The sequence below is a fragment of the Pseudomonas sp. dw_612 genome (assembly GCF_018449725.1).
Lineage (GTDB): Bacteria > Pseudomonadota > Gammaproteobacteria > Pseudomonadales > Pseudomonadaceae > Aquipseudomonas.
Window position 1 is genome coordinate 96,179 of record NZ_JAAVVC010000016.1, and the last position, 12,102, is coordinate 108,280.

Here is a 12,102-nt window from a genome sequence, read left to right on the forward strand (position 1 = left end):
ATCGCCTTCGCGAGCAAGCCCGCTCCCACATTAGATCTTCGGTGAACACATAATTTGTGAACACCACAGATCCACTGTGGGAGCGGGCTTGCTCGCGAAGAGGCCCTCAATCCAAACCCAATTTCTTCAACCTGTAGCGCATCGACCGAAACGACAAATTCAACCGCTGTGCCGCCGCCGTGCGATTCCAGCGGGTTTCCTCCAGTGCCTGGAGGATGAGTTTGCGTTCGACGTTTTCCAGATAATCTTCCAGATTGTCGATCCGCGTCAGGTCCGGCACGCCAGCTTCAGCGGCGCAGTTACCTTCGGCCAGACGCAAATCGCCGGCTTCGATCTGTTTGTTCTCGCACAAGGTGTGAGCCCGTTCGAGCATATTCTCCAACTCCCGCACATTGCCCGGAAAGCGGTAGCCTTTCAGCGCTTCAAGGGCCTGCGGGTGCAGTTTGGCGGCGGGGTGGCCGGTGCCCGCCGCCAGGCGTTTGAGCACATGGCTGGCCAGTGTCTCGATGTCGTCCCGGCGTTCACGCAGGGGCGGAACCCGCAACTCGATCACATTGAGCCGGTAGTACAAATCCTGACGAAAACGCTCGGCGCTGACTTCGGCGTCGAGGTCTTTGTGAGTGGCGCAAAGGATGCGCACGTCGACCACGGTTTCCTGCTGTCCGCCGACGCTGCGCACGGCTTTTTCCTGAATCGCCCGCAGCAGCTTGACCTGCATCGCCAGTGGCAAATCCGCCACTTCGTCGAGGAACAGGGTGCCGCCATGGGCCGCCTGGAACAGTCCGGGTTTGTCTTCGATGGCGCCGCTGAAGCTGCCCTTGCGATGGCCGAAGAATTCACTTTCCATCAATTCCGACGGTATCGCCCCGCAGTTGACCGGGACGAAAGGGCCACTGGCGCGTGGACCTTGTTCGTGGATCAGGCGGGCGACCAACTCCTTGCCGCTACCGGATTCGCCGCTGATGTAGACCGGCGCCTGGCTGCGGGCCAGTTTGTCGATTTGTTTGCGCAGGCTGCGCATCGGCAGTGAATCGCCGAGCAACCGGCGATCGATGGCGGTGCTGGCGCCACCCGGAGCGGGCAGGCGCAGGGCGCTGGTGACCAGTTCCCGCAAACGGGCGAGGTCCACCGGTTTGGTCAGGAAGTCGAAGGCCCCGGCCTTGAGCGCGTTGATCGCGGTTTCCAGGCTGCCGTAGGCGGTGATCATCGCCACCGGCACTTGGGGATAACGTTGCTGGATGTGTTGCACCAGTTCCAGGCCGGTGCCATCGGGCAGGCGCATGTCGGTCAGGCACAGATCGAATGTTTCCCGGCCCAGCAGGGCCTGGGCTTCGCCGAGGTTGCGGGCACTGAAGGTGTCGAGTTTCATCCGTCCCAGGGTGATTTCCAGGAGTTCGCGAATATCCGGTTCGTCGTCGACGATCAGGACTTTCTGCTGTGGGCTCATGTTCAACTTTGTTTCCGTCCGTGTGCAAAGGTGATGCGAAAGCAGCCGCCGCCTTGGCGTGGTTTGAAGTCTAGGCGGGCCTGATTGCTTTCGCACAGCTCACGGGACAGATAAAGCCCCAGGCCAGTGCCCTGGCTACTGGTGGTGAAAAAGGGTTCGAACAAGTGCGCCTGCTGGTCCGGCGCCACGCCGGGGCCGTTGTCCAGCACTTCGAGGACGGGCAACTGACTGTCGGCGTCGACAAACAACTCAAGCCAGACTTCGGCCGTTTCATGGGTCAAACCGCTGTGACGCCAGGCATTGCGCAACAAGTTATCGAGAACTTGCGTCAGTTGATTCGGGTCCATCAGCGTTTTGAAGTGACCCATGCCGATACGCAGGTGGATCTGCTGGCGTTCGGTCGTGGCCTCGCGGGTTTCGGCGACGTATTGCTCGAGCCACGGCTTCAGGTCGAGTCGTTGCGGGGTGGTTTGCTGGCGGCGGGACAGTTGCAGGACGTTTTCGATAACCCGATTCATTCGCTGAGAGTGGTCTTGGATAATCTGGGTCAGACGCCGATCCGCGCCGTTCAGTTCCTCGGATTCGCGCAGCAACTGCGCGGCATGACTAACGGCGCCCAGCGGATTTCGGATCTCGTGGGCGATCCCGGCGGTCAGGCGACCCAGGGCGGCGAGCTTCAGTTGCTGGGCTTGCTGGGCGATCTGGGCGAGGTCTTCGAGAAAGATCAGGGTCTGAGGGTGCGGGCTCTGGTCCAGGGCAATGAAGCTCGGCTGTAGTTCGAGGCCGGAGCTGGCGATTTTCAGGCTCTGGGGGCGCAAGGTCGGGTTGTTGAGCCACAGTTGCAGGCGTTCGACCAGGGTCGGTGAGTAGTCATCGATCAACTCGCCGTCGAGACGCTGCTGACCCAGCAGGGACAGGGCACTGTGATTGGCCAGTTGCACTCGCCGTTGCTCGTCGAGCACCAGGATTCCGGTGCGCATACGTTGCAGGATCAGGGCATTGAGCGCCTCCAGGCCGACGACCTCACTGGCCCGCTGCTCGGCGAGGTGTTCGCTGACTTCCAGGCGCCGAATCAAGCCTTGCACCAGCAACGCTGCGGCAAAGCACAGAGCGCCGAGGGTGCCGGCTTGCAGGTAGTCGCTGGGGCTGGTGGGGCGGGTGAAGCTCAACAGGAAGCTCAAACCGACAATGCCCAGGGCCGCGACCGCCGCAATCAACAAGCCGATCCGCCCGCGCAACAGGGTGTTACCGATGGCCACTGACACAATCAACAAATTGCCGATGGCACTGACCACACCGCCAGCGGCGTAGAACAGACCGCATAGCAGCAGTACGTCGACCAGCGTCAGGCTGAACAATTGCGCCGGGCGCCGGGTGTTCTCCAGAAAGACCACCAGCAAGATGTTCAGCACCAGATACAACCAACTGCCACTGCGCAGCAGGTCGTTATTGGCGAACGTCAGCAACTGGTTGTCCATGTTGCTGGAGATCAACAGCACCAGGGTGATGCCGACGCTTAAACGGTAAAGATGATAGAGGCGCAGCAGTCGCTGGGCCTGTTTGCTGCCGGGGCTGGAAGCCTCAGCGATCACTGGAGCCCGGGCCTTGCTCAAGGTGAGCCTGGCTGCAATACCACTGTTGTTGAAGGCTCAGCGCGCGGTCGCGGGGCAGATGCACGCCGCAATGGGCGCAGCGAACCATCGGTGCCGCTTCCAGTTCGGCATTGGGGCGGGAGACGGAAGCCGATCCCTTGAATTTGCGCCAAAACCATACCGCTGCGGCAATCAGGGCGATCCAGAACAGTAAACGAACCATGGCGGGCTGCTTTATGAATGATGATCAGGCAGTTTAGCCAAGGACATGTCAGGCGCACAGCGTAATAAATCGCGACAATAAAAAAGGGAGACTCAAGAGTCTCCCTTTTTACACAGCCTTGGGTATCAGTCGAACACACCAAAGGTCATGTAGCTGAACCACGAACGGTCGCTGTTGTTGCCTTCCGCTTCGTGTTGCTCTTCCTCGATCACGTCGCCGTTTTCATCTTTAGGCTTGAGATCGTTCGGAATCGCGTCTTTCGCGTCCTGGAACTGTTTCTGCACGTCCTGGTTGGCGCGGGTTTCGCCCGGCGGCAGCGGCGGACGGGATTCGATCAGACCCAGGGTGGCCTTGCTCAACCACGAACGGTTGTCCGCTTCGTCGACCGACGGCTTGAACTGACCGTCCACCAGGCTTGGGTGGTTCGGGTAGTTGAGCTTCAGGGTTTCGAGGCTGGTGTTGGCCAGTTCATCCAGGTGCAGGCGCTGGTAGGACTCGACCATCACCGCCAGGCCGTCACCGACCGAAGGGGTTTCCTGGAAGTTTTCCACGACATAACGACCACGGTTCGCGGCAGCGACATAGGCCTGACGGGTCAGGTAGTAGTCGGCAACGTGAATCTCGTAGGAGGCCAGCAGGTTGCGCAGGTAAATCATGCGCTGCTTGGCATCCGGCGAGTAGCGGCTGTTCGGGTAGCGGCTGGTCAGCTGGGCGAACTCGTTGTACGAGTCGCGGGCAGCGCCCGGGTCACGCTTGGTCATGTCCAGCGGCAGGAAGCGCGCCAACAGGCCGACGTCCTGGTCGAAAGAGGTCAGACCCTTGAGGTAATACGCGTAATCCACGTTCGGATGCTGTGGGTGCAAACGAATGAAACGCTCGGCGGCAGACTTCGCAGCCTCAGGCTCGGCGTTCTTGTAGTTGGCGTAGATGAGCTCGAGTTGAGCCTGATCAGCGTAACGCCCGAACGGATAACGCGACTCCAGCGCCTTCAGCTTGGCTGTGGCGGCGGTGTAGCTATTGTTGTCCAGGTCGGTCTGAGCCTGCTGGTACAGCTCGACTTCGCTAAGGTTTTCGTCTACGACTTCCTTCGATGAGCAAGCAGCGGTCAATGCGAGGATGGCGATCAGCAGCAGGTGTTTCACTTGCATGGCGGCTTGCGTCCCTATGACGGCCGCTGTCTTGGGCGGGGCCGTCCTGTTATGATGAGCGCCCCGTTGAATAGCCTCGGGGCAAAAGACGCCGTATTTAACCACAAGCGCGCAGCCGAAACCAAAGGCTGTGCCGACGCCTAGTCTGAGCATGTCCGATAAAATTGAACTTCGCGCAGAGGTGCCGTCCGAATTGGGCGGCCAACGCCTCGATCAAGTCGCCGCACAATTATTCGCTGAGCACTCGCGCTCGCGCCTTTCCGCCTGGATCAAAGACGGCCGCCTGACTGTGGATGGGGCGGTTATCCGCCCGCGAGACATTGTTCATGGTGGTGCCATTCTTGAACTCACTGCCGAGCAGGAAGCTCAAGGCGAATGGATCGCTCAGGACATCGAGCTGGATATCGTCTATGAAGACGACGACATCCTGGTGATCAACAAGCCTGCGGGCCTGGTGGTGCATCCGGCTGCCGGCCACGCTGATGGCACCTTGCTCAACGCCTTGCTGCACCATGTGCCGGACATCATCAATGTGCCCCGCGCCGGTATCGTGCATCGCCTGGACAAGGACACCACCGGTCTGATGGTGGTGGCCAAGACCATTCAAGCGCAGACGCAGCTGGTTACACAGTTGCAGAGCCGTAGTGTCAGCCGGATCTACGAGTGCATCGTGATCGGCGTGGTCACCGCCGGCGGCAAGATCAACGCGCCGATCGGTCGTCACGGCCAGCAACGCCAGCGCATGGCGGTGATGGAAGGTGGCAAGCAAGCCGTCAGCCACTACCGCGTGCTCGAACGTTTCCGCTCCCACACTCACGTGCGGGTGAAGCTGGAAACCGGTCGTACGCACCAGATTCGCGTGCACATGGCCCACATCAACTACCCGTTGGTCGGAGATCCTGCCTACGGCGGTCGTTTCCGTATTCCGCCGGCAGCCAGTGTGACCATGGTCGAATCGTTGAAGGCTTTCCCGCGTCAGGCCCTGCATGCGCGGTTCCTGGAGCTGGATCATCCGACCACCGGTAAACGCATGAGCTGGGAATCGCCACTGCCGGACGATTTTGTCTGGTTGCTGACCCTGCTCAAGCAAGACCGTGAGGCGTTCATCGGATGAGTGACTGGCTGATTCCCGACTGGCCTGCGCCTGCCGGGGTGAAAGCCTGCGTTACCACCCGTGCGGGCGGCGTCAGTCTGGCGCCGTTCGACAGCCTCAACCTCGGCGATCACGTCGACGACAGCCCCGAAGCTGTTGCCGAAAATCGCCGTCGCCTCACCGATCATTTCTCTATTCAACCGGCCTGGCTGCAACAGGTTCACGGCATTGTCGTGGCTCATGCAGACCCCAGTCAGGTCGTCACCGCCGACGCCAGTTGGACGCAAACACCCGGTATCGCCTGCGCGGCGATGACCGCCGATTGCCTGCCAGCGTTGTTCTGCGACCGTGCCGGTACTCGCGTTGCGGCAGCCCATGCCGGTTGGCGCGGGCTGGCGGCGGGTGTGCTCGAAGCGACACTCGACACTCTGGCTGTAGCGCCGGAAGACGTGCTGGTCTGGCTTGGCCCGGCCATTGGCCCGCAAGCCTTTGAAGTCGGCCCGGAAGTCCGGGAAGTTTTCATCCAGCAACTGCCTGACGCGGCGAAAGCCTTCGTCCCGAGCCAGAACGCCGGCAAGTTCATGGCCGACATCTATGCGCTGGCGCGTTTGCGTCTGGCGGCTCGTGGGGTCACCGCTGTTTATGGTGGCGGTTTCTGCACCGTGACTGATCCGCGCTTTTTTTCTTACCGCCGCAGTCCGCGCACCGGTCGGTTCGCCTCCCTTGTCTGGCTCGAACGCTAGACTTGCCTGATCTACATCAACTGTTTGCCGCTTGAAACTCCCAGAATCGACCGCATCTATAGCGGTATCTGGCAGGTTTCTTCATTCAGGATGGTTTTTAGGTCCGGCCTGCTCAAAAGGAAGGTGACCCATGCGTATAGACCGTTTAACCAGCAAATTGCAGTTAGCTCTATCCGACGCCCAATCCCTGGCCGTCGGCCTTGATCATCCGGGCATTGAACCGGCGCACTTGATGCAGGCGATGCTTGAACAACAGGGTGGTTCGATCAAACCCCTGTTGATGCAAGTCGGCTTTGACGTCAACAGCCTGCGCAAAGAGCTGACCAAAGAGCTCGATCAACTGCCGAAAATCCAGAACCCGACCGGCGACGTCAATATGTCGCAGGATTTGGCGCGTCTGCTCAATCAGGCGGATCGCCTGGCCCAGCAGAAGGGTGATCAGTTCATCTCCAGTGAACTGGTGTTGCTCGCGGCGATGGACGAGAACAGCAAACTCGGTAAATTGCTGCTCGGCCAAGGCGTGAGCAAGAAAGCCCTGGAAAACGCGATCAACAACCTGCGTGGCGGCGAAGCGGTCAACGACGCCAACCACGAAGAGTCGCGTCAGGCTTTGGATAAGTACACCGTCGACCTGACCAAGCGTGCCGAAGAAGGTAAGCTGGATCCGGTGATCGGCCGTGACGACGAAATTCGCCGGACCATTCAGGTCCTGCAACGCCGTACCAAAAACAACCCGGTGCTGATCGGTGAGCCTGGCGTGGGTAAAACCGCGATCGCCGAAGGCCTGGCCCAGCGCATCATCAACGGCGAAGTGCCGGACGGCCTCAAAGGCAAACGCCTGTTGTCCCTGGACATGGGCTCGCTGATTGCCGGTGCCAAGTATCGCGGTGAGTTCGAAGAACGCCTGAAATCCCTGCTGAACGAACTGTCGAAGCAGGAAGGGCAGATCATTCTGTTCATCGACGAACTGCACACCATGGTCGGCGCCGGTAAAGGCGAAGGCTCAATGGACGCTGGCAATATGCTCAAACCGGCATTGGCTCGCGGCGAGCTGCATTGCGTCGGCGCAACCACGCTCAACGAGTACCGCCAATATATAGAGAAGGACGCGGCCCTCGAACGGCGCTTCCAGAAAGTACTGGTGGAAGAACCGAGCGAAGAAGACACCATCGCGATCCTGCGTGGCCTCAAAGAGCGGTATGAGGTTCACCACAAGGTCGCGATCACCGACGGCGCGATCATTGCGGCGGCCAAGCTCAGCCACCGCTACATCACCGACCGTCAGTTGCCGGACAAGGCCATCGACCTGATCGACGAAGCCGCCAGCCGCATCCGCATGGAAATCGACTCCAAGCCGGAAGTACTGGACCGTCTGGAACGGCGTCTGATTCAACTGAAAGTGGAATCCCAGGCGCTGAAGAAAGAAAGCGACGAAGCGGCGATCAAACGCCTGGAAAAACTCCAGGAAGAAATCGTCCGCCTTGAGCGCGAGTATTCGGACCTCGAAGAAATCTGGAATTCGGAAAAAGCCGAGGTCCAGGGTTCGGCGCAGATCCAGCAGAAAATCGAACAGTCCCGTCAGGAACTGGAAGCCGCCCGCCGTAAAGGCGACCTGAACCGCATGGCCGAGCTGCAATACGGGGTAATTCCGGACCTGGAGCGCAGCCTGCAAATGGTTGATCAGCACGGCAAGAGCGAAAACCAGTTGCTGCGCAGCAAGGTGACTGAGGAAGAGATCGCGGAAGTCGTGTCGAAGTGGACCGGCATTCCGGTGTCGAAAATGCTCGAAGGCGAGCGCGACAAGCTGATGAAGATGGAAAGCCTGTTGCACCAGCGTGTGATCGGTCAGGACGAAGCGGTTATCGCCGTTTCCAACGCGGTGCGACGTTCCCGGGCCGGGTTGTCCGACCCGAATCGCCCAAGCGGTTCGTTCATGTTCCTCGGCCCGACCGGTGTCGGTAAAACCGAGCTGTGCAAGGCGCTGGCCGAGTTCCTCTTTGATACCGAAGAGGCGATGGTGCGGATCGACATGTCCGAGTTCATGGAGAAACATTCCGTGGCTCGACTGATCGGTGCGCCACCAGGCTACGTAGGCTATGAAGAAGGCGGTTACCTGACCGAGGCGGTGCGTCGCAAGCCTTACTCGGTGATCCTCCTGGACGAGGTCGAGAAGGCCCACCCGGACGTATTCAACATCTTGCTGCAAGTGCTGGAAGATGGCCGACTGACGGACAGCCATGGCCGTACGGTGGATTTCAAAAATACCGTGATTGTCATGACTTCCAACCTTGGCTCGGTGCAGATCCAGGAACTGGTCGGTGATCGCGAAGCGCAACGTGCGGCGGTGATGGATGCGATTTCCACGCACTTCCGGCCGGAGTTCATCAACCGGGTCGACGAAGTGGTGATCTTCGAGCCGTTGGCGCGGGATCAGATCGCGGGCATTACCGAGATTCAGTTGGGTCGTCTGCGCGGGCGTCTGACTGAGCGTGAGCTGAAACTGGAGCTCAGCCCTGAGGCGATGGATAAGTTGATCGCCGTCGGCTACGACCCGGTCTATGGCGCACGGCCGCTCAAACGAGCGATCCAGCGCTGGATCGAGAACCCGCTGGCGCAGCTGATTCTGTCCGGTCGTTTCCTGCCGGGAGAGACCGCTGTCGGCCGGGTGGAAAACGACGAAATCGTTTTCTCCTGAGTCGTAACGCCAATGAAATAAAGAAGGCCTCGCATTGCGAGGCCTTTTTTTCGCCAGGCTGTTGAACTGAAAGGAAAAGGCTTGTAAAGTGCGCCCCGCAGTAAGTCGCCCGGAAGGGTTTCTGCTCCCCAAGCAGAAATCTGAAATAAGTTGCAAATCATTAACTTGAATGCAATTTAGGGGGTTGACAGAGGTGCTTAAGATTGTAGAATAGCGCGCCTCAGACACACGAACGCAGCGATGCGAACGGGTCGAAGAGATGCAACAAGCTTCACCGTTGTAAATTGAAATATGTAGTTCCGTGATAGCTCAGTCGGTAGAGCAAATGACTGTTAATCATTGGGTCCCAGGTTCGAGTCCTGGTCACGGAGCCAATTTCAAACCGGGGTATAGCGCAGTCCGGTAGCGCGCCTGCTTTGGGAGCAGGATGTCAGGAGTTCGAATCCCCTTACCCCGACCATTTTTGGGTCGTTAGCTCAGTTGGTAGAGCAGTTGGCTTTTAACCAATTGGTCGTAGGTTCGAATCCCACACGACCCACCATTTTTGAAACCAGTTAACGCTGGGATCAGATCTTAAGATCAGAGGCCAAAAGCACTGATCGAAGAAGGCGACTTGTAAAGGTCGCCTTTTTTTTACCGGGGTATAGCGCAGTCCGGTAGCGCGCCTGCTTTGGGAGCAGGATGTCAGGAGTTCGAATCCCCTTACCCCGACCATATTAAAAATCCTCGTATCGAAAGATACGGGGATTTTTTTTGTCTTCGAAAAAGTGAAAACCCGCTTCAAGTCATCATACAACTTGCCGATAACGAGCCAACGGGGCGCACACCGCGCGTCCCTCTCCAGCCATAAAAAGAAAAGGCGCTCGTTATGTTGCTTCGTCAGCTGAATATTGCCCCCCGTGCTGCATTGGGTTTTGCCCTGATCGCGGTACTGGTGGCGTTGCTCGGGGTGTTCGCACTGGGGCAGATGTCGAGCATTCGAGACAGCGAGGTGGCGGTGGAAACCCAATGGCTGCCGAGTATCCGCGGCGGCGATGAGATCCGCGAGATCATGCTGCGCATCCGCACCATCTCTCTGCGCATGGCCCTGGATCAGGACCCGAAGAACATCGCCCAGTACCGCAGCCAGATGGACACCCGGGACAAGGAGCTGAGCGACAAAATTGCCGCGTATGACAAGCTGGTCAACACCGCCGAAGGCAAACAGTTGTATGACCAGTTCAAAAGCACCTTCGCCGCGTACCGCTCGGGTATCGCCCAATCGTTCACTCTGGCCGAACAAGGCCGTCGCGATGAACTGACCAAACTGCTGCTGGTGGACATGAAGACCGTGGTCGATGGCTCCGGCAAACAGCTCACTGACCTGGCGGACCTGTTCGCCAAACAAGTCGCTGCCGAAAGCCAGAACTCCGCCGCGCACTACGAAACCTCGCGCACCATCGTCAGTCTGTTTATCGCCCTGGCGGCGCTGGCCACCGTCGGCCTTGCGATGTTGCTGACCCGCAGCATCGTGCGCCCCTTGAATGAAGCGGTGAATGCTGCGGAAAACGTGGCGCGGGGCGATCTGACCAACCCCATCGCGACCCACGGCAGCGATGAAGTCAGCCGTTTGCTCAAGGCGCTGGCGACCATGCAGCAGAACTTGCGTGAAACCCTGCAAGGTATCAGCGGCTCGGCGACCCAACTGGCCACGGCGGCGGATGAGTTGAACGCGGTGACCCTCGACAGCACCCAAGGCCTGCAACAGCAGAACAACGAAATCGAACAGGCCGCCACGGCGGTCAACGAGATGACCACCGCCGTGGAAGAAGTCGCACGCAACGCGGTATCAACGTCCGACGCGACGCGTCAGTCCAGCGAGTCGGCGCATCAAGGTCAGGAACGGGTCAGCGAAACCGCCAGCGCCATCAGCGCGCTCGCCAATGACGTACAGCACACCGGTGAATTGGTGCAGTCCTTGGCCAATCAGTCCCAGGACATCGGCAAAGTGCTGGATGTGATTCGCGCCATCGCTGAGCAAACCAACCTGTTGGCGCTCAACGCCGCGATTGAAGCGGCGCGGGCGGGGGAGAGCGGTCGCGGGTTTGCAGTGGTGGCCGACGAAGTGCGGGCGCTGGCCCATCGCACCCAGCAATCGACCCAGGAAATCGAACAAATGGTCCAGGGCATGCGCAGCGGCTCGACCCTGGCGCTGGATTCCATGCACGCCAGCGCTTCCCGGGCTGCCAGCACATTGGTCCTGGCCGAGCGCGCCGGTGAGGCGTTGCAGACCATTACCGCGTCGGTGCATGAGATTCATGAGCGCAACCTGGTCATCGCCAGTGCCGCTGAAGTGCAGGCGCAAGTGGCGCGGGAAGTCGATCGCAACCTGGTGAACATTCGTGATCTGTCGGTGCGTTCTGCCGCCGGTGCCGATCAGACCAGTGCCTCCAGCCATGAGCTGTCAAAACTGGCCAATGCCTTGCAAGGCATGGTGCAACGCTTCCGGGTGTAAATCCGCGAGACGCAAAAAAGCCGCGCTTCCCGTCGAGGAATGCGCGGCTTGTTTGTTCTGAGGCTTAGGCGCCGTCTTGGTCTTTCAGGTGTTCGAACAGACCTTTTGGCATTTTCTTGCCGTTGGCTTCGAAGTTGGCTTTCACGTTGTCGAAAGCCTCTTGTTCGTCGATGAAACCATCGTGGTTTTTGTCAATCTTGTCGAAGTTGGACTTCGGCGCAACGGCCTGGAATTCGGCACGGGAGACTTTGCCGTCGCCATCGGTGTCGGTCTTGGCCATCGACGCATCGCCGCATTTGCCTTCGCCACACTTGCCTTCAGGGGTTTTCACCACTTGCTCGGCCGATGCCAGCAGGTAGCCTTGGGTCAGTGGCTGAGCCGCGAATACGGAGCCGGTCAACATCATGCCGCCAGCCAAAACAGCGCCGAGCAGACCGATAGTGTTTTTAGTGGTACGGGACATTTGAAATCTCCTGGGTTGCACGACACAACCGCTCGATAAAGGGGGCCGCGGAATGCGGCGTTAACCGAAGCAGGCAGTGCCTTGCTCGGGTGTGGCCATTTAAAGGGGCGGGTGTATCGCTACTGTGTCGCGCAAGGGGGAGTTTGTAAGCGAAGGGGCGAAATCGTGGGGCGGGATACAGTGAGACACAGATCGAAAGGACAA

At 59.3% G+C, this 12,102-nt stretch carries 9 protein-coding genes and 4 tRNA genes; 8 read left to right on the top strand and 5 right to left on the bottom strand.

Features of this window, described 5'->3' with window-relative positions; translation table 11 throughout:
• Positions 1 to 106 precede the first annotated feature (106 nt).
• The 4 genes from HB680_RS22395 to HB680_RS22410 form a co-directional block, all read right to left on the bottom strand.
• Positions 107 to 1,447: a sigma-54 dependent transcriptional regulator gene (locus HB680_RS22395; RefSeq protein ID WP_213940676.1), complete on the bottom strand. Its 1,341-nt coding sequence runs from the start codon at positions 1,445 to 1,447 to the stop codon at positions 107 to 109.
• A gap of 2 nt (positions 1,448 to 1,449) precedes the next feature.
• On the bottom strand, positions 1,450 to 3,039 hold the full coding sequence (locus tag HB680_RS22400; RefSeq protein WP_213940724.1) for an ATP-binding protein: 1,590 nt from the start codon (positions 3,037 to 3,039) through the stop codon (positions 1,450 to 1,452).
• Entirely contained in the window at positions 3,029 to 3,262 is a 234-nt protein-coding gene (locus HB680_RS22405; RefSeq protein WP_123514560.1) for a PP0621 family protein, read from the bottom strand. The genes HB680_RS22400 and HB680_RS22405 overlap by 11 nt, the downstream gene beginning before the upstream one ends.
• A gap of 125 nt (positions 3,263 to 3,387) precedes the next feature.
• Entirely contained in the window at positions 3,388 to 4,410 is a 1,023-nt protein-coding gene (locus HB680_RS22410) for an outer membrane protein assembly factor BamD (RefSeq protein ID WP_213940677.1), read from the bottom strand.
• 151 nt (positions 4,411 to 4,561) lie between these two features.
• Here HB680_RS22410 and rluD point away from each other — a divergent pair, with 151 nt between their 5' ends.
• The 8 genes from rluD (at position 4,562) to HB680_RS22450 (ending at position 11,435) form a co-directional block, all read left to right on the top strand.
• A complete protein-coding gene (gene rluD, locus HB680_RS22415; protein WP_007942311.1) occupies positions 4,562 to 5,524 on the top strand; it encodes a 23S rRNA pseudouridine(1911/1915/1917) synthase RluD in 963 nt (320 codons plus the stop codon).
• Positions 5,521 to 6,246, top strand: a complete 726-nt coding sequence (gene pgeF / locus HB680_RS22420; RefSeq protein WP_213940678.1) for a peptidoglycan editing factor PgeF — start codon at positions 5,521 to 5,523, stop codon at positions 6,244 to 6,246. Before rluD ends, pgeF begins: the two co-directional genes overlap by 4 nt.
• A 130-nt stretch (positions 6,247 to 6,376) precedes the next feature.
• On the top strand, positions 6,377 to 8,941 hold the full coding sequence (clpB, locus tag HB680_RS22425; protein WP_213940679.1) for an ATP-dependent chaperone ClpB: 2,565 nt from the start codon (positions 6,377 to 6,379) through the stop codon (positions 8,939 to 8,941).
• A gap of 298 nt (positions 8,942 to 9,239) precedes the next feature.
• Positions 9,240 to 9,315 (top strand) — tRNA-Asn (locus tag HB680_RS22430).
• Positions 9,316 to 9,324: 9 nt separating this feature from the next.
• Positions 9,325 to 9,401 (top strand) — tRNA-Pro (locus HB680_RS22435).
• 5 nt (positions 9,402 to 9,406) lie between these two features.
• Positions 9,407 to 9,482 (top strand) — tRNA-Lys (locus HB680_RS22440).
• A 96-nt stretch (positions 9,483 to 9,578) separates the two neighbouring features.
• Positions 9,579 to 9,655, top strand: a tRNA-Pro gene (locus HB680_RS22445).
• A gap of 154 nt (positions 9,656 to 9,809) precedes the next feature.
• Positions 9,810 to 11,435, top strand: a complete 1,626-nt coding sequence (locus tag HB680_RS22450) for a methyl-accepting chemotaxis protein (protein WP_213940680.1) — start codon at positions 9,810 to 9,812, stop codon at positions 11,433 to 11,435.
• 64 nt (positions 11,436 to 11,499) lie between these two features.
• Here the strand turns inward: HB680_RS22450 and HB680_RS22455 are convergent, their stop codons facing one another.
• Complete coding sequence (locus HB680_RS22455) at positions 11,500 to 11,898, bottom strand: EF-hand domain-containing protein (protein WP_213940681.1); 399 nt, start codon at positions 11,896 to 11,898, stop codon at positions 11,500 to 11,502.
• Positions 11,899 to 12,102 lie beyond the last annotated feature (204 nt).

Bases quoted from the DNA above. Each gene is read 5' to 3' on its own strand.
- pgeF (WP_213940678.1), top strand. From the start codon at position 5,521: ATGAGTGACTGGCTGATTCCCGACTGGCCTGCGCCTGCCGGGGTGAAA.
- rluD (WP_007942311.1), top strand. From the start codon at position 4,562: ATGTCCGATAAAATTGAACTTCGCGCAGAGGTGCCGTCCGAATTGGGC.
- HB680_RS22455 (WP_213940681.1), bottom strand. From the start codon at position 11,898: ATGTCCCGTACCACTAAAAACACTATCGGTCTGCTCGGCGCTGTTTTG.
- clpB (WP_213940679.1), top strand. From the start codon at position 6,377: ATGCGTATAGACCGTTTAACCAGCAAATTGCAGTTAGCTCTATCCGAC.
- HB680_RS22410 (WP_213940677.1), bottom strand. From the start codon at position 4,410: ATGCAAGTGAAACACCTGCTGCTGATCGCCATCCTCGCATTGACCGCT.
- HB680_RS22450 (WP_213940680.1), top strand. From the start codon at position 9,810: ATGTTGCTTCGTCAGCTGAATATTGCCCCCCGTGCTGCATTGGGTTTT.
- HB680_RS22405 (WP_123514560.1), bottom strand. From the start codon at position 3,262: ATGGTTCGTTTACTGTTCTGGATCGCCCTGATTGCCGCAGCGGTATGG.
- HB680_RS22395 (WP_213940676.1), bottom strand. From the start codon at position 1,447: ATGAGCCCACAGCAGAAAGTCCTGATCGTCGACGACGAACCGGATATT.